Annotated in this window: 16 protein-coding genes; 5 read left to right on the top strand and 11 right to left on the bottom strand. The window is 61.0% G+C overall.

What is annotated here, in order from left to right:
* The 9 genes from ACEQZ0_RS13685 to ACEQZ0_RS13645 form a co-directional block, all read right to left on the bottom strand.
* Positions 1-1,131, bottom strand: coding sequence for an N-acetyl sugar amidotransferase (locus ACEQZ0_RS13685; protein WP_370191564.1), 1,131 nt, complete (start codon positions 1,129-1,131; stop codon positions 1-3).
* A 4-nt stretch (positions 1,132-1,135) separates the two neighbouring features.
* A complete protein-coding gene (locus tag ACEQZ0_RS13680; protein ID WP_370191563.1) occupies positions 1,136-2,215 on the bottom strand; it encodes a nucleotidyltransferase family protein in 1,080 nt (359 codons plus the stop codon).
* Positions 2,212-3,402, bottom strand: a complete 1,191-nt coding sequence (neuC, locus tag ACEQZ0_RS13675; protein ID WP_370191561.1) for a UDP-N-acetylglucosamine 2-epimerase — start codon at positions 3,400-3,402, stop codon at positions 2,212-2,214. The genes ACEQZ0_RS13680 and neuC overlap by 4 nt, the downstream gene beginning before the upstream one ends.
* The gene (gene neuB, locus ACEQZ0_RS13670) at positions 3,399-4,418 is read right to left on the bottom strand and encodes an N-acetylneuraminate synthase (protein WP_370191560.1); all 1,020 of its coding nucleotides are present in this window, start codon (positions 4,416-4,418) and stop codon (positions 3,399-3,401) included. Before neuB ends, neuC begins: the two co-directional genes overlap by 4 nt.
* On the bottom strand, positions 4,415-5,041 hold the full coding sequence (locus ACEQZ0_RS13665) for an acetyltransferase (RefSeq protein ID WP_370191559.1): 627 nt from the start codon (positions 5,039-5,041) through the stop codon (positions 4,415-4,417). The genes neuB and ACEQZ0_RS13665 overlap by 4 nt, the downstream gene beginning before the upstream one ends.
* A gap of 1 nt (position 5,042) precedes the next feature.
* Positions 5,043-6,227: a LegC family aminotransferase gene (locus ACEQZ0_RS13660; protein ID WP_370191557.1), complete on the bottom strand. Its 1,185-nt coding sequence runs from the start codon at positions 6,225-6,227 to the stop codon at positions 5,043-5,045.
* Between the two features lie 7 nt (positions 6,228-6,234).
* On the bottom strand, positions 6,235-7,236 hold the full coding sequence (locus ACEQZ0_RS13655) for an NAD-dependent 4,6-dehydratase LegB (protein ID WP_370191556.1): 1,002 nt from the start codon (positions 7,234-7,236) through the stop codon (positions 6,235-6,237).
* A 237-nt stretch (positions 7,237-7,473) separates the two neighbouring features.
* Positions 7,474-7,863: a MarR family EPS-associated transcriptional regulator gene (locus ACEQZ0_RS13650; protein WP_370191554.1), complete on the bottom strand. Its 390-nt coding sequence runs from the start codon at positions 7,861-7,863 to the stop codon at positions 7,474-7,476.
* 530 nt (positions 7,864-8,393) lie between these two features.
* Positions 8,394-9,692, bottom strand: a complete 1,299-nt coding sequence (locus ACEQZ0_RS13645; RefSeq protein WP_370191553.1) for a sugar transferase — start codon at positions 9,690-9,692, stop codon at positions 8,394-8,396.
* Positions 9,693-10,630: 938 nt separating this feature from the next.
* Here ACEQZ0_RS13645 and ACEQZ0_RS13640 point away from each other — a divergent pair.
* The 5 genes from ACEQZ0_RS13640 to ACEQZ0_RS13620 all read left to right on the top strand — a co-directional run bounded on the left by ACEQZ0_RS13640 (position 10,631) and on the right by ACEQZ0_RS13620 (position 16,449).
* Complete coding sequence (locus tag ACEQZ0_RS13640) at positions 10,631-10,855, top strand: hypothetical protein (RefSeq protein ID WP_370191552.1); 225 nt, start codon at positions 10,631-10,633, stop codon at positions 10,853-10,855.
* Positions 10,856-11,150: 295 nt separating this feature from the next.
* The gene (locus ACEQZ0_RS13635; RefSeq protein WP_370191551.1) at positions 11,151-12,371 is read left to right on the top strand and encodes an NADP-dependent isocitrate dehydrogenase; all 1,221 of its coding nucleotides are present in this window, start codon (positions 11,151-11,153) and stop codon (positions 12,369-12,371) included.
* Positions 12,372-12,477: 106 nt separating this feature from the next.
* Positions 12,478-14,133 carry a GNAT family N-acetyltransferase gene (locus tag ACEQZ0_RS13630; protein ID WP_370191550.1) on the top strand — a complete coding sequence of 552 codons (1,656 nt, stop codon included), beginning with the start codon at positions 12,478-12,480 and terminating at the stop codon, positions 14,131-14,133.
* Between the two features lie 49 nt (positions 14,134-14,182).
* Entirely contained in the window at positions 14,183-15,943 is a 1,761-nt protein-coding gene (locus ACEQZ0_RS13625) for a cation:proton antiporter (RefSeq protein ID WP_370191549.1), read from the top strand.
* Positions 15,944-15,945: 2 nt separating this feature from the next.
* Positions 15,946-16,449, top strand: a complete 504-nt coding sequence (locus tag ACEQZ0_RS13620) for a hypothetical protein (RefSeq protein ID WP_370191548.1) — start codon at positions 15,946-15,948, stop codon at positions 16,447-16,449.
* On the opposite strand, the gene alaS is transcribed toward ACEQZ0_RS13620, so the two are convergent.
* Positions 16,446-19,100, bottom strand: a complete 2,655-nt coding sequence (gene alaS, locus ACEQZ0_RS13615) for an alanine--tRNA ligase (RefSeq protein ID WP_370191547.1) — start codon at positions 19,098-19,100, stop codon at positions 16,446-16,448. The genes ACEQZ0_RS13620 and alaS overlap by 4 nt on opposite strands.
* A 72-nt stretch (positions 19,101-19,172) precedes the next feature.
* Positions 19,173-20,003 (bottom strand): trans-aconitate 2-methyltransferase, encoded by an 831-nt coding sequence (locus ACEQZ0_RS13610; protein ID WP_370191546.1) that lies wholly within the window; start codon positions 20,001-20,003, stop codon positions 19,173-19,175.

The following is a 20,003-nucleotide window of genomic DNA, read 5'->3' as shown; positions in this document are numbered from 1 at the left end:
TCAGACAACAGTGAAGAGCGGTTGCCAGCGACCATCGACCTTTTCGAAGAGGTCCTGGTTGGCCCAGCGATCCAGCGCAGCGTCGAACTCCTCCTTGGTCATCTGGTAGTATTCGAGGTAGGTGTCGAGGAATTCCTCGGGATAATGCCCGTCATAGAGCCGCACGAGATTGACCGCCTGGTCCCGGTCCATCGCGCCGCGACGAATTTCGATAGACGCATCCTGATTGGCGCGACCGAAACCGAACTTGAGGAACATCAGGTAGGTGTGGAGCGAGTAAAGCGCCTGATCGTTCTGGGAGAAATTCGTAAAGGTCCCGACGTTGCTGTCCTTGGCCTCCTCGAGGCCGCAATGCTCCTTGGCCACCAAATAGTTCCGGTAAGGATCCCAATTCTCGAAATACGACCAGTGGGTGATCTCCACGGGGCAACGGGCCAGTTCTTCGTCGGTCGGGAAACGAAAGAAGTTCAGATCGGCATCTGGAATGTCGTGAGCGCGTTCGACGATCTTCTCGTAGCCGCCTTCCAGGTAGACCTTCTTCATGTAAGCGACGTCATAGATTGGGTTCTTGTCGGTTTCAGTGGTCCCACCGTATTCGACCTCGCCGTCCTCGCCGTAAAAGATCAGTCCGATGCCTAGACGCGCGGCCATCCGTACGGGTGCTGCCTGCATCGCGGTCAACCATCCGAAATAAGGAAAGCCCAGGTCGACAAGGCCACGGCGGTTGAGCTTGCGCACAGCCTCATGCGCGACGTTGATGCTGATATGGTTGTAGCCCGATTCAACGAAGTTTCGCAGGTTGCTGTCGCCCAGCGGCAACGGCAACGGAGGGGTCACCGTCACACACAGCGGATGCATGCCGTACTTGTGCTTGAGGTTGTAGGCCACATAGGACCCGTCCTTGCCACCCGAAACCGGCACGAGAACATCGAACTCGCCATCGTCTCGGCGATGCTTCGCCAGCAACTCCTCGAGCTCCTTTTCCCGCGCGCCCCAGTCGAGGGTCTGCTTCTTTTCCATCCACTGGCAGGCATTACACCAGCCGCGCTCATCGAAGCCGATACGCGGCCGCGTGGACATAGCCAGGCAATTCGAACACCAGTGCACCTGGTTCGTCGCAGTTGTCGTCATTTTTTCACCCTGAGGTCGGATCTGTGTGATTGAAGTGGGAAAGTTTCCGGTTGGCGCGTTCAAGATCGTCGGGACGACCAACATCCAACCAAGGTTCGTGCATGGGATAAGCTACGGTGCGGCGGCCCTTCTCGCGCAGACGGTCGAACAGCGTCGGCATGTCGCAGTGGCGCTGCGCCTCCAAATGGTCAAGTGCGCCGGGGTCGAACGCGTAGACACCCGCGTTGATATGACTGCGTGTGACCGGCTTTTCGGCAAAACCGGAGATGTCGACACCGTCCATTTCCACGACGCCATAAGGATTGGTCCAATCATACCGTCGGACGGCCATGACCGCCTGTGCGTCGAGGCGCTCGCGAAATTCAATCAATTCGCGATAATCGATGTCGGTCAGCACGTCTCCATTGGTGACGACGAACGGCGTATCCGGTCGCGGATCGATGAGCGACAAGGCGCCCGCGGTGCCCAAAGGTTCGTCTTCGGTCACATAGGTGATGGTGGCGCCTAATGCGGAACCATCACCAAAATGATCGCGGATCATGTCGCCGAGATAGTTGAGGGACAGGTAGAAGCGTGAGAAACCCTGACTTTGAGCGCGCTCGATGATGTGCTGCAGGATCGGCTTACCGGCGACCGGCAACATCGGCTTGGGGCAATTCTCCGTGTAAGGCCGCAGCCTGGTGCCCTTTCCGCCAGCCATGATGACCATGGGATGATCGTGAGATGCAGGCGTGGTCAGTTCATCCCACAGGTGCAGCCCCACGACTCGCCCCTGCGGGTCAACTACGGGAACCTGTTGTACCTTGTTGGCCTGCATTAGAGCGCGCACCAAGTCACGGTCGGCGCTCTCCGGAACCACCATGGGACTGGGATTGGCGATTTCCGAGACCGGATCGTCCATAGCCAGACCGCGCAACAAGCCTCGGCGAATGTCTCCGTCGCTCACCGAGCCAAGCAGCTTGCCCTCGGCATCGACGCAAAGCGCGAGCTTGATGCTGACCTCGTTGAGGTTCTCAATCGTCTGCGCCAAAGTAGCATCAACCGGCAAAAGAGCACGGCGCCAGCGGGGGTCGTTCTCGCTCATGATCCAGAATGCTCCGCTTCTTGCCCGAGCGCGTCCATCGGCAGATCGTAGAAACGCTTTGGCCGGTCTGTCGGGCACCAGGACTCGATCACAGCCACGGTCCGTTCGCTCGCACCGCCATCGCCATAGGGATTGGATTGCCCCTTCACCTCGGCACGAAATGCCGGGTCGAGCACCCGGTCGATAGCTGCGGCGATATCGTTACGGTCGGCTTCACAGTCGACCACGCTCCTTGCCCGCAGTCGCCCGTCCTGCCGCGCGCCGATATTCACAGTGCCTTTTTCGAATGCCGGCGCCTCGATCAGTCCGGAAGATGAATTGCCTACAACCGCATCGACTTCCGCGAGCGCCGACAGATACCGCCGCTGTCCCAGCGAGACATGCGCGCATGCCCGGTCCGGGTGGCGAGCCACGAACTCCTCGATCATGACGAACAATGCACGCCCCTCGTTGTCGGCGTTGGGCATCGTGAAGATCAGCTTCTCGCGCCTGTCCTCGAGCGCAGCCAAGAGTTCGGCCATCTGCGCGCGGGGGTCCGCTGCGCTCGCGGTTTCAGGATGGAAAGTCACCATCAAACTGCCATCGCCCAGCTTGATTCCCAAGCTCTCTTCGAGATCGGCCCGGGACATCCGATCGCATTTCATCACACCATCGAGTCCGAAACCGCCCACGCACCAGACTCGATCTGGATTTTCGCCCATCTGGATAACGCGGTTGCGATACGGTTCTGCTGCGGTGAAATGCAGGCATGCCATCTTGGTCACTGCGTGACGGATTGCATCGTCATAGGCACCCTCGGTTACCTCGCCACCATGCAGGTGAGCTATGGGTATGCCGGCGATCAGCGCAGCCGAGGCCGCGGCAAGGATCTCGAACCTGTCACCAAGAACAACCACGAGGTCCGGTGCTAGGCGGTCGTAGGCATCGGCAAAACCGCTGGTCCCTAGGCCTACGGATTTCGTGACTGCCACCGCACTGTCAGAACCCAACAGCATTTCAACCTTCCAGTCGATGGTAAAGCCGTCGGCAACGAGCGCCTGCCAAGTAGATCCGAATTCAGGTGACAGGTGCATACCAGTAACCACGGTCTGCAATTCACAGACTGCGGAATCCTGAAGCCCCTGCATCACCCAGCGCAGCAGCCCATACTCGGCGCGCGACCCCGTTACGACGCACACCCGCTTCACAGTTCGATTTCCTCGTCCGCTGCGAAATCGCGCGGTGCCGGACGACCAATCACGTCATCCCAGCGCATTGGCGAAATGCCGGTGCCGGGTCGCTTGGCGGTCAGATTGACATCGCTGAAGGGTTCGCCCTTCGCAATGGACCGGCTCGCCACTATCGACTTGCGTGCCACTTCCACATTTCGGGCTTCCGAGGCAGTCCGGCGCTTCTGGCCTGCCCCCAGGGCGGCCTCGATCTTGCGGATGCCACGCACCATGGAGGCGAGTTCGTCCGGCTCCAGGCTGGCGGCGTGGTCGGGACCCGGCAAGCCGCGGTCGAGCGTGAAGTGCTTCTCGATCACGGTGGCGCCCAGCGCCACTGCTGCAATCGATACCTCTATTCCTTCGGTGTGGTCGGAGTAGCCGAAAGGAACTCCGAATGCGCTGCCGATGGTGACCATGGCGCGCAAGTTCACCTCCTCGATCGGAGCTGGATATTCAGTCGTGCAATGCAATACGGTGATTCGGCTGCGCGGTACGCCCGCGGCCTCCAGAGCTTCGATCGCCATTTCGATCTCGCCCAAGGTAGCCATGCCGGTCGACAGGATCAGATCGCGCCCGAACGCCCCTAGCTTGCGCAAGTATGGCAGGTTGGTGATTTCGCCCGAGGGCACTTTGAACCGCTCCAGCCCGAGGCCGTTGAGGTAATCCAGGCTGTCGAGGTCAAAACCCGTAGAAAAGAAGCCTATCCCACGTTTCGCGCAATGGGCGATGAGCGCTTCGTGCGCGGCCTCATCGAGTTCCAGCCGCTCTAGCATCGCCAGTTGACCGTCATCGACACGGTCGCCCTCGTTGCGGGATTGGTAGGCAGCCTTTTGCGCTGTAGCCGAGGCGAGCTTGCTGGCCTTGAAAGTCTGGAATTTGACCAGGTCCGCTCCCGCTTCGGCGGCGACGTCTACCAATCTTTTCGCCATATCGAGGGAGCCATTGTGGTTCACGCCGGCTTCGGCGATCACAAGGACACGCGTTCCATCGCTCACGACCGGATCCTTTCAGGCGTTGCGGTGACGAAGCTACCTTCGGGAACGTCATCGTAGATGAAGCAACCCGCCCCAACTACCGACCCTTTGCCGATACGAACGCCGTTCTTCAACACTGCGCCCGAGCCGATGAAACACCGCTCGTCGATCGACACGTCCCCGTTGACCCGTGCTCCGGTAGAAATGTGGCAATGGTCGCCAACCCGAGCGTCATGCTCAACCAGTGTCAGGGAGTTGAGGATGACGTTGCGCCCGACATGTGCCGCAGCATTAACCACTGCGCCATGCATGACGAGCGTTCCCTCCCCGACCGTGGCATGGCGCGACACATGAGCCCGAGGCGATATCACGCACGGAAGCCTTGCTCCTGCACCAATCGCAGCCTCGAAAGCACGAATGCGGGCGGCAGGCGACTTGATCTGCCCGATCGTAACCAGCGCCTCACCGTAGCGCGCCACCAATTCCGGAAGATCGTCGTCGCTGCCCAGCACGGGATGCCCGAGAACCTCCGTCAACTCGCTGTCCCGGCGGTCGAGGACGCCGGCAATCGACATGCCCGCCTCTTCGATTACATCGATAGCTGCCCTGCAGTGCCCTCCGCCTCCGATAAGCAACAATCCCATGTTACAGTGCCTTCCCAGCGAGTTTCGCAGAGGACGGCACATTGATGATCCGGCTGGCTAGGCTCTTCGTTACCGGCAGCGCCGCGCTTGGACATTCGCAATAGATGTCGAGCGTGTGGAGGGGCTCCCAGACGGGACGTGCCATAAAACCCCCATCGTTGAGGACTCTCAAGACGGTGTCGCGCGCATCCGCAGTTTCAGGCTCAAGAAGGATGGTGTTCAACCAGTAATTCGATCGCGTACCCTCCCGTTCGGCGAAACCCGAGATGCCGTCCAAGTCGGCAAATGCGGCAAGGTAGCGCTCGGCAAGCGCGCGCTTTTGGGCAACGCGCGACCCGAGCTGGGCCAGCTGCGCTACTCCGAGAGCGGCATTCAAATTCGGCATGCGGTAATTGTAGCCGATCTCGTCGTGATGGAATGCCCAGGCATGGGGAACCTTGGCAGTCGTAGTCAAATGCTTGGCGCGTGCCGCCAAATCCGGGTCGTTGGTAACGATTGCGCCGCCACCGCCGGTAGTCAGAATCTTATTGCCGTTGAAACTGAGCGCGGCAATACGGCCGAGACTGCCGCAAGGGCGCCCTCCAAGCGCGCTACCCAGCGCTTCTGCCGCGTCCTCGACCACCACCAGCTCGAACTCCCGCGCAACCGCCCCGAGTTCATCCATATCCACCGGGTGACCGAACGCATGCATCGGCACGACCGCAGCCAGCCGCCGACCCGTTCGACCATTTATCGTCACACCGCTGCGCCGCTCGGCAATTTGCTCGAGATGTTTGCGGAGCGCGTGTGGAGCTAGCCCCAAGGTGGATTCTTCGACATCGACGAAATGCGGAATTGCACCAAGATGATGCGCTGCGTTGGCAGTCGCGACAAAGGTGAGAGACGGTATCAGAACCTCGTCGCCAGCCCCGACACCAGCAACACGCAAAGCCACCTCGAGCGCGGCCGTGCCATTTACCGCCGCGACGCCATGAGCAACCCCGCAGGCGTTTGCCAGTTCGCTTTCGAAACGATCGACGTACTCTCCGACCGACGAAACCCAGCCCGAGCGTATACAATCCGCGACGAGCGCTTCCTCGTCCCCGAGGAACTCCGGCTCATGCAGGGGCACAAAGCCCCCGGCGTCACCAAGAACATCGCTGATGCGACTCTTGATCCCATTCGCCAATGTGTCCGGACAGATCATGATCGGCTCAAATGTTGTAGTGGTCGGTCTTGTAGCGGGCGAGGTTGGCGGGGTTCTGGAACCATTCGGCGGTTTCGGCCAGCCCCCGTACGAACCCGTCACGGCCCGAGAATTCCGGTTCCCATCCGAACAGGCGTTCGGCCTTTTCGGTGGCCGCGAAAAGACGCTCCACTTCCGATGCTGCAGGACGGATGCGATCGTCATCGGTGACTACCTCGACCTGCTTACCCATCGCTTCGGCGATGAGCGCCACGGTGTCACCGATCGAGATTTCGAAGTTGGAACCGATGTTGACGACCTCGCCGATGCAGGCCTCGCAGTCCATCGCCTGAATGAACCCCCGAGCTGTATCGCGAACGAAGGTAAAGTCGCGCGTAGGATGCAATGCGCCCAGCTTTATCTGACGACTTCCTGCAGCTATCTGTCCGATGATAGTCGGTATCACGGCGCGTGCAGACTGACGCGGACCATAGGTATTGAATGGGCGCAGTACCGAGACGGGCATCTCGAAAGAGCGCTGGAAAGAAAGGGCCATCTGGTCCGCGCCGACCTTAGTGGCTGCATAGGGCGATTGCGCGTTGAGTGGGTGCTCCTCGGTAATCGGAACAAACTGCGCGGTCCCGTATGTCTCCGAAGTCGAGGTGCAAACGACCTTCTCGACATCGTGTCGGCGCGCCGCCTGCAGCACGTTCAGCGTACCCGTAACATTGGTCTGCACGTAGGCGTCGGGCGCATGGTAACTGAAGGGAATTGCGATAAGAGCCGCCAAGTGGAGCACTCGGTCGCACCCTTGGATAGCCGCATCGACCCCATGCGGATCGCGAATGTCGCCCGCAATGACCTCGAACTTACCAGCAACGTCGCTCGCCGCAGCGTCGAGCCAGCCCCAGCTATTGAAGGAATTGTAATAAACGAACGCCCTTACGTCGTAACCGTCCCTTACAAGACTTTCGACAAGGTGAGAGCCGATAAACCCATCAGCACCTGTGACCAGTATTTTCTTCGTCATTCCCAGCCTTTGCTCAAATCAGGAGAAGCCGACCAATCGGGCCCATAGGTAGACCCCCCCGGCCTCTGCAATACGCAGATTGGAAAGGCGCCCCCACCGGGCACCAATCCCTTGATCGGATTTCGAGCCGCCCTAGCCGTAGGGAAGTGGCTCGAACAGTTTCCTTTTGACGGTTTCCCACGGCTGCCAGGCAGACAAGCTGTGATCGAAATCGCCCGGAGCGCCAAAACCGTGCTGTCATTGCACACCTTGATCGTCAGACGGAGGCACCACCTCGCCGCTCCGCTCACGTGAATTTAGCTCACCTTTCAGCTCCTCGATTTCAGCCGTCAAAGCCTCGTACTCGTCCAACATTCGCACCAAGAATCCTTTCGTGAGCGCCACCTTTTCAGCCAGCCCCTTTGGAGTGAGGATATAGGAATACCGGCGCTTGTCTCTTGATGCCCTGAAGTTGCTTAGCTTGACCAAGCCCTTGTCGACCAATGCTCGCAAGACGTAATTCACACTGCCAACGCTGATTCCGATTTCCTCAGCGATTTCGCGTTGCGAGACATCAGGCCTTTTTTCGAGCAATCGCAGAACACGAAAGCGAGCATTGTCATCAAGCTTGGTTGGACGACCGCCCATAGCCTAAAAATAGCTCGCGCAGGCTACCGCACGGAGCTCGACAAGCACCAGCGTCGCGCGAGATCTCGCAGAACAAGAAAGCAGTACAGTCATATCGTTCAAGATTGAGCGATAACAGGCTAAACCGACGGGTCAAGAACAAGCAAGCTTCCAGGCGGAATGCGTAAACAGCAGTACCGCCTAGGTGATCACTACCTACGAATGCACCCTCGGCGACAGAGGTGTGCGGGAAACCGTCTCGTTCATTCCAGCTGGGCGAATTAGAAATGAAGTGCGAACACAGTTCGCTTTGGCAACTCTCATAATCAATGCCCTAGTTCGAGCGCCATTGCCGCGCCCCTCCCGAACATCGAGAACATGGCCAACTAGAGCACAATCAGGTGACACGAGATCGTGGAGATATCCAGTGACTAGGCCCGCCAATCGAGCGAACGTGATGCTCTCCCCCTCCCCTTTCCGCACCCAACCCTTTCGCGGTGATCCATCAAATTTCGGAATTGTTCGCCCGGAAATCCGCGGCCCACAGATATTTACTTCGAACCGAATCCGGAGAATATAACCTTGATCGTTCTCAACAAAATCACGATGTCCAGCCAGTATGAGAGATTTTTTATGTAGTAGAAGTCATACTGAAGCTTTTCATCGACTTCATCCAGATCGGCCACATGGCCTTGGTTTACTTGCGCCCATCCGGTGATACCCGGGCGCACGATATGCCGATAACGGTAGAACGGAATCTCGCCCTCATACCATTGCGACAAACCTACGGCCTCTGGACGTGGCCCGATCCAACTCATTTCCCCACGGAAGATGTTGAGTATTTGAGGTAGTTCATCGAGCCGCGTACGGCGCAGAAAGGCTCCCACCCGCGTAATACGTTTGTCTCCGGACTGCGTAATCGACAGGGCCCGATCCTCGCCGTTACACCCCTCGCTCATTGTCCTGAGCTTCAAGACATAGAATTCATTGCCGCGAAACCCCATGCGCCGTTGGCGAAAGAACACCGAACCCTTGCTGTCCAACTTGATTGCCACCGCGCTAATTGCCAGCAGCGGAATGATGATCGGCAAAGCCAGCATCGAAAGTGCGAGGTCGATCGCGCGCTTCATCTTCTGATACGCGAAGCTTGGTACGAGCGCTCCGAATCCGTTTTCAGACATTTGTTCGATCTGTACTTTCCCGGTTTCGGCCTCCCATACCTGCTTGTAATGATAAACGGGGCGGCCCGAAATCGCCGCCTCTGCGAGAAACCGCTCCCATTCAGGTTCAAGATCGGCATACAAGTCGGCGACCACGGCGCAGTCGGGCAAGCTTTCGAGAGAGGGATTGTCCAAGACGAAAACCGGCGCGGATCGCAGTTCGCAGACAACATCCGCCCGCCCCCCAGGGACCACGTAGTACAATAGCCCCTTCGCGCGTGAGCGCATCGCCGTAACCGCGAAACGTGCTGTCACCACACACAGGAAGCACGCGATGATGAGTTTGTTGGAGTACTCAAGCCTCAGGCTGACGATCGCTGCAATCAGTAGACCAAAGGATATCCCCAGGACCGGCAGGATCGATTTCGCCACAGCGACACCCGGATAAAAACGCAATCGCCGCAAGATAGCGGTCGCTACGATCGTGCAGATCATGACGCCCAAAATCGAGTTCGCAACAACAGGCTGAACAATCCAGTCGAATATCGCCGCCTGGCCAAGAGGTATCCCCGCCTCGAATACCGCCAACGCAAGAACGGGCACTGCTACGCCCAATAGCAGAACGAAAGTGAGCTCGAAGCGCAATGAATGGAATATTCCGCGACGCACAATCGCCGAGGGGAAGTTCACGGACAAGATATTCCTCCAGAAGCCCTTCGGCCCATTGGCTCGTTTCTAACTGGATTGGTTAACGGAACCAGCAGGGGCCATCGAACTGAAAGCTAATTCGCGTGGCACGCTGCATATCCATGCGATCGGTATCCAGCAAGGGTCAATAGCACCCTCAAGGCGCAGTGTGCCCAGTCGGCGCCTGGAATATTGGATGGATACGACACGACTTCGTGCGACGGCAGCAGTCGATATGCTATTTCCGCATCTCCGCGTTCCCAAACATGCTTGATTCATGAAGGCTCCAGGTCACACCCCGTAAAGGATGACCAGTTGAAGCGCAGCGGTTCCTCGAGATGCCGATAATCGCTGGCCGAGCATGCAGCACCCGCCTATTGATCGTTCCGACAGCCATTTCGCGAGCAGCCCCGCGGAACTCGGCAAACGAGTTATGGGGTTGCGCCTGAGGATGACGATCTATCAGGGGCCAAACAGTGCCGAAGCGCCACCTCCGTTTTCGACAGGTTCGCATGTCACCTAAGGTCCACCCCTGGTTTGACAGGTTTCTCGACAGGGGACCGGGTGGATGAACGATCGCTCCAGGATGCTTCACGCCATGCGTCGCCGCCCTCGAGGGTCCGGCCATTTTGATTGCGGGTGGTTGGCTTGAAAGGCATCGACGCCAGCCCAATTCTCATGCCGGATACGAAACGTTTGCACGCAACGAGATGGGCCTCGCCGCCACGTCCCACGCCGAACCGCTGGAAATATATCGAGTTGTCAACATTCTGGGAACTTATCCGCTCTAAGTCGGCTCCCTCCGATCACAGGCTGCATTTTTGCGACGAAGCGGGTTGCTAACTCTCTTTAAATCCAATAGATAAAGATTCGAGAACGGGCGCAATCGGCGCATTTGTCTGTGTGTCGGTCGTAAAACGGAATTAGCAATGGAGAACAAAATGATTGCGAAGAAGATCTTGATTTCGGCTTCGGCCGCCGCGATGGCCTTCGCGCCGATGGCCGCTTCGGCTGCTCCGGCTGTCGAGCGTCAGACTGCGGTTTCGAAGGAAAATTCGGAACTCGGCGGTACCGGCCTCATCATCGCCATCCTGGCTGGCCTCGCTGTGATCGGTGGCATCATCGCCGCCGCCAGCGACGACGACGATACCCCGGTGAGCGTCTAAGCAAGCGCCTTAGCTTGATAGAAACCGGCCGCGGAGAGAGACTCCGCGGCCGGTTTTTCTTTGTCTGAAGTGGGTCGATCGCGAGCCCGAGCACCGCTCCGTGCTCTTTCGCCCGAAGGCCATTCCCGACCGGTCGGTGCCTGCAGCACGATTCTGTGGTTCGTAGCGAAATATCGGCCTGCATTCCGGCAATGCATTTCGGGGGCCTAGCCACCCACTTGGCGGGTCCAACCTTGCCCCTTCCCGCCTGTCTGCTATGGCGCGCGCAACTCACCTACGAACGAACAGGAAACCCATGGCGAAGATCAAGGTTGCGAACCCGGTCGTCGAGCTCGACGGCGACGAAATGACGAAAATCATCTGGCAGTGGATCCGCGAGCGGCTGATCCTTCCCTATCTCGACGTCGACCTCAAATACTACGATCTCTCGATCGAGAAGCGCGACGAGACCGACGACCAGATCACCGTCGATGCGGCGAATGCCATCAAGCAGTACGGCGTCGGCGTGAAATGCGCCACGATCACGCCCGACGAAGCCCGCGTCGAGGAATTCGACCTCAAGAAGATGTGGCGCTCGCCCAACGGCACGATCCGCAACATCCTCGGCGGCGTGGTCTTCCGCGAGCCGATCGTGATCGACAACGTGCCGCGCCTGGTGCCGGGCTGGACCGATCCGATCGTCGTCGGCCGTCATGCATTCGGCGACCAGTACCGCGCCACCGACACGCTGATCCCGGGTGCCGGCAAGCTGCGCCTCGTCTTCGAGGGCGAGGACGGCGAGAAGATCGATCTCGACGTCTTCGAATTCCAGAGCCCGGGCGTCGCCATGGCGATGTACAACCTCGACGATAGCATCCGCGACTTCGCGCGCGCCAGCTTCTCTTACGGCCTAGACCGCAAGTGGCCGGTTTACCTGTCGACCAAGAACACCATCCTCAAGAAGTACGATGGCCGCTTCAAGGATCTGTTCCAGGAAGTCTTCGACAACGAATTCAAGGCAGAATTCGACAAGCACGGCCTGACCTACGAACACCGTCTGATCGACGACATGGTGGCCGCAGCCCTCAAGTGGAGCGGCAAGTTCGTCTGGGCCTGCAAGAACTACGACGGCGACGTGCAGTCGGACATCGTGGCGCAGGGCTTCGGCTCGCTCGGCCTGATGACTTCGGTTCTGATGACGCCCGACGGGAAGACCGTCGAAGCGGAAGCCGCGCACGGCACCGTCACCCGTCACTATCGCCAGCACCAGCAGGGCAAGGCGACCAGCACCAACCCGATCGCCAGCATCTTTGCCTGGACGCGCGGCCTCATCTACCGCGGCCGTTTCGACAACACGCCCGAGGTGGTGAAGTTTGCCGAGACTCTCGAGCAGGTTTGCATCAAGACCGTCGAAAGCGGCAAGATGACCAAGGACCTCGCGTTGCTGATCGGTCCGGACCAGAGCTGGATGACCACCGAGCAGTTCTTCGAGGCGATCGTCGAAAATCTCGAGAAGGAAATGCAGGCTTGGGCCTGAAACTCTTCGGCTACTGGGTCATTACCCAGATAAGCCAGATCAGCGGGGTCGGCGAGAGCCGGCCCCGTTTCTGTTCGGGGTCGCAGCAAGACTAGACGGGGGTCGAATGGCCAAGCAGGCACGAAAGAAGCGCAGCATCCGCCGCAAGGGCTCGGAAAAATTCGGCCAGCGCCGTCTCGAAGTCCGCAATGCGATGATCAAGGACATCCCGGGCATCGCCCATCTGGTGCGGCGGGTCTACGAGGACATGCCCGCCTATACGCACGGCGAGATCCGCGGACAGATCAACAATTTCCGCGAAGGCTGCTTCGTCGCGCTGCTCGACGACGAAGTCGTGGGATATTGCGCGACGATGCAGCTGGCAGAGGCGCTCGCCTTCCAGCCGCACGACTGGGACGAGATCACCGGCAACGGATATGGCAGCCGCCACGATCCTACCGGCGACTGGCTCTATGGCTACGAGATGTGCGTCGACCCGCAGGTGCGCGGCGTGCGGATCGGGCGGCGCCTGTACGAGGAACGCCGCGCGCTGGCCGAGGAGAAGGACCTAACCGGCATCGTATTTGCCGGACGCATGCCCAATTACCGCCGCTTTCGCCGCCGCGTCGATGGCCCGCAGGATTATCTCGACAAGGTCGTCGAAGGAAAGCTGCACGATCCCGTGCTGCGATTCCAGCTCGCCAACGGCTTCGAGCCCGAGCGGATCATGGAAGGCTATCTGCCCGAGGATAAGGCCTCGATGGCGAATGCTGTGATGATGGTCTGGCGCAACCCCTATGTCGAACGCGACCAGCCGGTGAAGAAGCGCCTGCCGCGCGGTGTGGAATCTGTCCGCGTGGCAACCTGCCAGCTTCAGGCCCGCCAAGTCGCCGACTATGACGAGTTCCTGCGAACCGTACAATATTTTGTCGATGTCGCAAGCGATTACGAGGCTGACTTCATCCTCTTTCCAGAACTCTTCACGCTCATGCTGCTGAGTTACGAAGAAAAGGAGTTGTCCCCCGTCGAGGCGATCGAGCGCTTGTCCGAATACACGCCGCGCCTACGCGCCGATATTTCCGAGATGGCAATGCGCTACAACATCAACGTCATTGCCGGATCGCATCCAACGCGGATGGAAGACGGCGACATCCACAACGTCGCCTATGTCTGCTTGCGCGACGGGTCGGTCCATGCCCAGGAGAAGATCCACCCTACCCCCAACGAACGCTACTGGTGGAACATCAAGGGCGGTGACAAGGTCGAGGTGATCCAGACCGACTGCGGCCCGATCGGCGTCCAGATCTGCTACGATAGCGAGTTTCCCGAACTCTCGCGCCGCCTCGCCGACGAGGGCGCGCGGATCATCTTCGTCCCCTTCTGCACCGACAGCCGCCAGGGCTATTTGCGTGTCCGCTATTGCGGTCAGGCACGCGCCATCGAGAACCAGTGCTTTGTGGTGCTCTCGGGCAATGTCGGCAATCTGCCGAATGTCGCCAACATGGATATCCAGTACGCGCAGAGCTGCATCCTGACGCCTTGCGACTTCCCTTTCGCGCGGGACGGCATCGCCGCGGAGGCGAGCGAAAATGTCGAGACGCTGACGATCAGTGACATCAACCTTGCCGACCTCAGCTGGGCGCGCGCCGAAGGGACCGTGCGCAATCTCGCCGATCGTCGCTTCGACCTCTACCGCATCGAATGGGACGAAGACGGCAAGCATCCGGGCAAACCCAGGCCGCGTCGCGAGCCATTGGGCCCCGCACACCCGGGCGGGGGGTAGCGCGCACAGGTGTCGTGACACCGTCGCGCGGCGCGGTTACGGGTAGCCCATGGCATCCGCTGAATTCGCAAGTCCGGCAGTCTCGGACGCGCTGGTCATCCTCGGCGCGGCCGGGCTGGTCATTCCGGTCTTCACCCGCTTTCGCGTGACCCCGATCATCGGCTTCATCCTCATCGGCATCGCGGTGGGTCCCTATGGCCTCGGACGGCTCGTCTTCGAGCATCCCTGGCTCAATTACATAACCATTTCGGATCCCGAGGCGCTGGAGCCTTTCGCAGAGTTCGGGATCATCCTTTTGCTCTTCACAATCGGTCTCGAACTCAGCTTCAACCGCCTGTGGCAAATGCGAAAACTGGTCTTCGGCTTGGGCGCGATGGAGCTGCTGATGATCGGCAGCTGCCTCGCCATCGCGCTGTCGATGATGGGCCAATACTGGACCGGCGCGCTCGCGCTCGGCTTCGCTCTCGCCTTCTCCTCGACCGCGATCGTCCTGCCGATCGCCGGCACCCACTCGCCGGTCGGCCGCGCGGCCCTGTCGATGCTGCTGTTCGAAGATATCATGATCGTCCCGATCATCTTTGTCCTGGGCGCCATGGCGCCCAATGCTGCGGGCGAAGGCTGGGAGGGCATGCTGACCACGCTGTGGCAGGGTGGACTGGTGATCGCGGCGATGATGATCCTCGGGCGCTTTGCCCTCCCCCGCCTGTTCGGCCAGGCCGCGCGCACGAAAAGTCCCGAACTCTTCCTCGCGGCTTCGCTGCTGGTGGTCATCGGGGCGAGCCTCGCCACCGCGGCAGTCGGCCTCTCGCCCATCGTCGGGGCGCTGATCGCCGGCTTGCTGATCGCCGAAACCGAATACCATGCCGAGGTCGAGACGATCATGGAGCCGTTCAAGGGGCTCGCTCTCGGGGTCTTCCTGATCACCGTCGGCATGAGCATCGACCTGGCGACGATCTGGGACAATTTGGGCCTTATCGCCACGGCGGTCCTCCTGATCCTCCCGTTCAAGGCGCTCATCACGGGGTTCCTCCTGCGCCTGATGGGCGCCCGACGGAGCACCGCAGCGGAAACCGGCATCCTGATGGCCAGCCCTTCTGAAACCACGCTGATCATCCTCGCCGCGGCCAGTTCGGCGCTGCTGATCCAGCCGGGAACGGCGCAATTCTGGCAGATCGTTACCGCAATCGGCCTGACGGTGACGCCCCTGCTCGCTCGTCTCGGACGGCTGATCGCGCGCCGTGTCGAGCCGGTTCCCGAACTCCCCGAGACCAGCGGCAACGAGCCGCGTGTGATCATCGTCGGTGCCGGCCGCGTCGGCCTGCTGATCGCTCAAATGCTCGATGCGCACGCCAAACCCTATGTTGCGCTCGATTCCGATCCCGACCTGATCGAGAGCGCCAAGCGCGAGGGATTCCGCGCGGTCTTCGGCGATGCGGCCCGTGGCGATTCGATGGATCGCCTGGGCGTGGAAAATGCGCTTGCTGTGGTGCTTACGATGGACGAACCCGTCCTGGTCCAGCGCCTCGTCGCCAAACTGCGTAGGCAGTACCCCGATCTCCTCATCGTCTGCCGCGCGCGTGACGTTCAGCACGCCGCGGAACTTTACCGCGCCGGTGCCAGCCACGCCGTTCCCGAGACGCTCGAGAGTTCGCTGCAATTGTCGGAAGCGGTCCTGGTCGACATCGGTGTCGCGATGGGGCCGGTGATCGCCTCGATCCACGAAAAGCGCGACGAGTTTCGCGAACAGATCGAACAAGAGGGCGCCTTGTCCTACAAACCCAAGCTGCGGACCAGCACCGCAGAGGTCTGACCATGGCGTCCGTCCTCGAAACGCGCTCGGACTGCAGCCGGTGTGCAGCGCTGTGCTGCATTGCCTATCCGTCCGAAGAGATGCCGGGCTTTTCAGCGGCCAAGCAAGCCGGCCAGGCCTGCCCCAAGCTCGGGTCCGACGGGCTGTGCACGATCTATACGCGCCGCGCGGAGGAAGGCTTTGCTGGCTGTATCGCGTTCGAATGCTTCGGCGCCGGACAGCACGTGGTCCAGCATCTCTTCGCCGACAGGGACTGGCGCGAGGATCGAGCGGTGCTTGGCGCGATGGTCGACGCCTTTCTCGCGATGCGCCCTGTCAGCGATCTCAACTTCCTCGCCAAGCGGATCATGGACAGCGCGCAGGATAGGAAGGTCCGCGCGGAAGCAGCCGCGCTAGCTGATCGGCTGCGGACGATTGCGGCGAGTCACGCCGGCTTGCACGATACCGCAGAAATCGGGGCGGTAGAGCGCGACCTGCGCGCCCTCTACCTGCGTCACGGTCGCTAGCCGGCAATCGCCTCGCGAACGGCAGCAAGCGCCGCACTGGCCTTGCTGCCGTCGGGGCCGCCACCCTGCGCCATGTCGGCGCGGCCACCCCCGCCCTTGCCGCCGAGCGCTTCCACACCAACGCGGACAAGGTCGACTGCGGTGAAGCGGTCGGTCAGGTCCTCGGTCACCGCCACTGCGAAAGCACCCTTGCCATCGTTGACCGCGCAAATCGCGGCGATGCCGGAACCCATGCGATTTTTCGCCTCGTCGAGCAGCGGACGCAGTTCCTTGGGGTTCAGCCCCTCGATCACCTGGCCGGAGAAGGTCACGCCGCCGAGATCCTCGTCGGCAGGGCCGGCATCGCCGGCCACCCCGCCGCCCAGCGCCAAGGCACGCTTGGCTTCGGCGAGTTCCTTCTCGAGCCGCTTGCGCTCCTCGACCAGCGCCACGACGCGCGCGGGGGCCTCGTCCGGCGAGGCCTTCAATGCACTGGCAATCGCGCGCACCGCCTCGTCGCGCGCGGCCAGCCACTGGCGCGCCGCCTCGCCGGTCAGTGCCTCGATCCGGCGCACGCCCGAACTGACCGCGCTTTCCGAAACGATCTTGAACAAGCCGATGTCGCCCGTCGCCTTGACATGCGTCCCGCCGCACAGCTCGACCGAATAGGTGCGCCCTTCTTCGCCCTTGCGACCCATCGAGAGCACCCGGACCTCGTCGCCATACTTTTCGCCGAACAGCGCCAGCGCGCCGGCGGCAACCGCATCGTCGGGCGTCATCAGCCGTGTGCCGACCTGCTCGTTGGCGCGAATTTCGGCATTCACCTCGGCCTCTATCGCGGCGATATCCTCGTCCGAGAGCGGCTTGGGGTGCGAAAAGTCGAAGCGGAAGCGATCGTCCGAAACCAGCGAACCCTTCTGCGTTACATGTCCGCCGAGACGGTTGCGCAGCGCGGCGTGAACAAGGTGCGTCGCCGAGTGGTTTGCACGGATCCGGTCGCGACGCTCGACATCGATCGACAGATGGACTGCGTCGCCTACCTTCACCGTGCCTTTCGCGACCTTACCGACATGGGTGTGCAGCCGGCCGAGCGGCTTGTTGGTCGTCTCGACCGTGAATTCGAGACCCTCGGGCGTCCAGATACGACCGGCATCGCCCGTCTGCCCACCGCTTTCGCCATAGAAGGGCGTCTGATTGGTGAGAATGACGACCTCATCGCCCTCGGCGGCCTCCTGCACTTCGGCGCCGTCCTTGACGATGGCGACAACAGCCGCCTCGCCCGTGGTCGAGCTGTAGCCGGTGAATTCGGTCGATCCTTCACGTTCGGCAATGTCGAACCAGACTTCCTCGTTGGCCGACTGGCCCGAGCCCTTCCACGCGGCGCGGGCGGCTGCCTTCTGCTGTTCCATCGCGGCGTCGAAACCGGCCTTGTCGACCCCGATTCCGCGACTGCGAAGGGCATCCTCGGTGAGATCGTAGGGAAAGCCGTAGGTGTCGTAGAGCTTGAAAGCGGTCCCGCCGTCTAGCGTACCGCCCTCGCCCATCTCGCCGGTCGCCTCGTCGAGCAGCCTGAGCCCCTTGTCGAGCGTACGGCGGAACTGGGTCTCCTCGCGTTCGAGCACCTCTTGGATCAGCGCCTGCCCGCGCTGGAGTTCGGGGTAGGCCTGGCCCATCTCGGTGACGAGTGCGGGCACAAGGCGATGCATCAGCGGTTCGTTCGCACCCAGGAGATGCGCGTGGCGCATTGCGCGGCGCATGATCCGGCGAAGGACATAGCCGCGCCCTTCGTTCGATGGCAGGACGCCATCGGCCATGAGGAAACTGGTCGAGCGCAAATGGTCGGCGATCACACGGTGGCTTGCGGTTCGTTCGCCCTCGGCCTTTACCCCGGTTAGGCTCTCGCTCGCGGCAATCAGATTTCTGAACGTGTCGGTGTCGTAATTGTCGTGCACGCCCTGCAGCACCGCCGCGACGCGCTCGATCCCCATTCCGGTATCGATGCTCGGCTTCGGCAGGTCGCCGACGATCTCGTCGTTTTCCTGCGTGAACTGCATGAAAACGAGATTCCAGATTTCGACAAAGCGGTCGCCGTCTTCTTCCGGGCTCCCCGGAGGGCCGCCCCAGATATGCTCGCCATGATCGTAGAAGATCTCCGAGCACGGGCCGCAGGGACCGTCCGAGCCCATGGCCCAGAAATTGTCCTTGGTCGGGATACGGATAATCTTCTCGTCGGCGAAACCGGTCAACTTCTTCCACAGGTCGAAGGCTTCATCGTCGGTGTGATAGACAGTGACCAGCAGGCGGTCCTTGTCGAGACCCCATTCCTTCGTCAGCAGCGTCCATGCATGGTGGATCGCCTGCTCCTTGAAATAGTCGCCGAAGCTGAAATTTCCGAGCATTTCGAAGAAGGTGTGGTGCCGCGCGGTGTAGCCGACATTGTCGAGATCGTTGTGCTTGCCCCCGGCGCGAACGCATTTCTGCGCGCTGGTCGCGCGTGGCGCGGGCGGGGTTTCGAGCCCGGTGAAGGCATTCTTGAACGGCACCATGCCGGCATTGACGAACATCAGCGTCGGATCGCTGAAGGGCACGAGCGGCGCGCTCGCAACTTCGGCGTGGTCGTTGGACGCAAAATAGTCGAGGAAGCTGCGGCGGATGTCGTTGGTCGAGGTCATGAGCGCGCAGTTAGGCAATCGCGCCGCAGGCGACAAGCGCGAATGCCCGGCCAGACTGTGCAGGAGAGGCGATCAGCCGGGCGCGCGGGCAGTCACGATCCAGCAGGCGGCCGGCAGCGTGACCCGGCCATCGACCAGCTTTCCATGAAGCATGGTACGCAGGCGATCGAGAACCTCGTCGCGCCGATCATCCTCGAGCGCGGCCACCGCGCGCGCCGCGGGCCCTATGCGCAGGAAATAGGAGAGGGCGTCGTCGACCGCGTTCTCGCCGTCACCGGCCACCATGCCGTAGTCGATGGCTTCGAAACCGATGTCGCGCCAACCCGCCCGCGACAGGATGCCCTCGACCCGGTCGCGCCGTCCGAACGCGAAGGGGCCGGGTGCATCGGGATCGGGTACCGGTGCGTCGCCGGACGGAACGACGGAGGCGAGGCTTCGAACCCAGTCGTTCTCCGCACGTTCGCGGAAACAGGAGAATACGAGACGCGCCGACCCGACCGCCTGCCCTGCGACATGCGCGAAGGCGGCCACCGGGTCGGCAAAGAACATGACGCCGTGCCGCGAGACGATGAGGTCGGGCCTTTGTCCATCCGCCGGAGCCCAGCGTGCCGCATCGCACTGCTCGAAATGCAGATTGGACTGGTCTTTGCCCCGCTCACGAGCGGTTTCGAGAAGATCGGAGCTGACATCGACTCCGGTCACCCGCGCCGCGGGGGCGCCCCGCGCCAACTTCAGCGAAATCTCGCCCGCGCCGCAGCCGATATCGAGCGCCTGCGAGAACGGTGACGCCCTTGCCACCTCAAGCAAGCGCGCGGTCAGCGACACGAAACTGCGATCGGTGCGCTGCCATTCACGGGCCCAGACATTGCCCACATTGCCGGTCCATTCGGATTGGTCGGTCAT

Origin of the sequence: Qipengyuania sp., assembly GCF_964227205.1 — a bacterium.
GTDB lineage: Bacteria > Pseudomonadota > Alphaproteobacteria > Sphingomonadales > Sphingomonadaceae > Qipengyuania.
Note: the sequence above shows the minus strand (reverse complement) of the source record. Positions and strands in the feature narration are given on the sequence as shown.

Bases quoted from the DNA above. Each gene is read 5' to 3' on its own strand.
- ACEQZ0_RS13625 (WP_370191549.1), top strand. From the start codon at position 14,183: ATGGCATCCGCTGAATTCGCAAGTCCGGCAGTCTCGGACGCGCTGGTC.
- ACEQZ0_RS13635 (WP_370191551.1), top strand. From the start codon at position 11,151: ATGGCGAAGATCAAGGTTGCGAACCCGGTCGTCGAGCTCGACGGCGAC.
- ACEQZ0_RS13650 (WP_370191554.1), bottom strand. From the start codon at position 7,863: ATGGGCGGTCGTCCAACCAAGCTTGATGACAATGCTCGCTTTCGTGTT.
- ACEQZ0_RS13660 (WP_370191557.1), bottom strand. From the start codon at position 6,227: ATGATCTGTCCGGACACATTGGCGAATGGGATCAAGAGTCGCATCAGC.
- ACEQZ0_RS13685 (WP_370191564.1), bottom strand. From the start codon at position 1,131: ATGACGACAACTGCGACGAACCAGGTGCACTGGTGTTCGAATTGCCTG.
- ACEQZ0_RS13640 (WP_370191552.1), top strand. From the start codon at position 10,631: ATGATTGCGAAGAAGATCTTGATTTCGGCTTCGGCCGCCGCGATGGCC.
- ACEQZ0_RS13620 (WP_370191548.1), top strand. From the start codon at position 15,946: ATGGCGTCCGTCCTCGAAACGCGCTCGGACTGCAGCCGGTGTGCAGCG.
- ACEQZ0_RS13680 (WP_370191563.1), bottom strand. From the start codon at position 2,215: ATGAGCGAGAACGACCCCCGCTGGCGCCGTGCTCTTTTGCCGGTTGAT.
- ACEQZ0_RS13630 (WP_370191550.1), top strand. From the start codon at position 12,478: ATGGCCAAGCAGGCACGAAAGAAGCGCAGCATCCGCCGCAAGGGCTCG.
- ACEQZ0_RS13665 (WP_370191559.1), bottom strand. From the start codon at position 5,041: ATGGGATTGTTGCTTATCGGAGGCGGAGGGCACTGCAGGGCAGCTATC.
- ACEQZ0_RS13610 (WP_370191546.1), bottom strand. From the start codon at position 20,003: ATGACCGACCAATCCGAATGGACCGGCAATGTGGGCAATGTCTGGGCC.
- alaS (WP_370191547.1), bottom strand. From the start codon at position 19,100: ATGACCTCGACCAACGACATCCGCCGCAGCTTCCTCGACTATTTTGCG.
- ACEQZ0_RS13655 (WP_370191556.1), bottom strand. From the start codon at position 7,236: ATGACGAAGAAAATACTGGTCACAGGTGCTGATGGGTTTATCGGCTCT.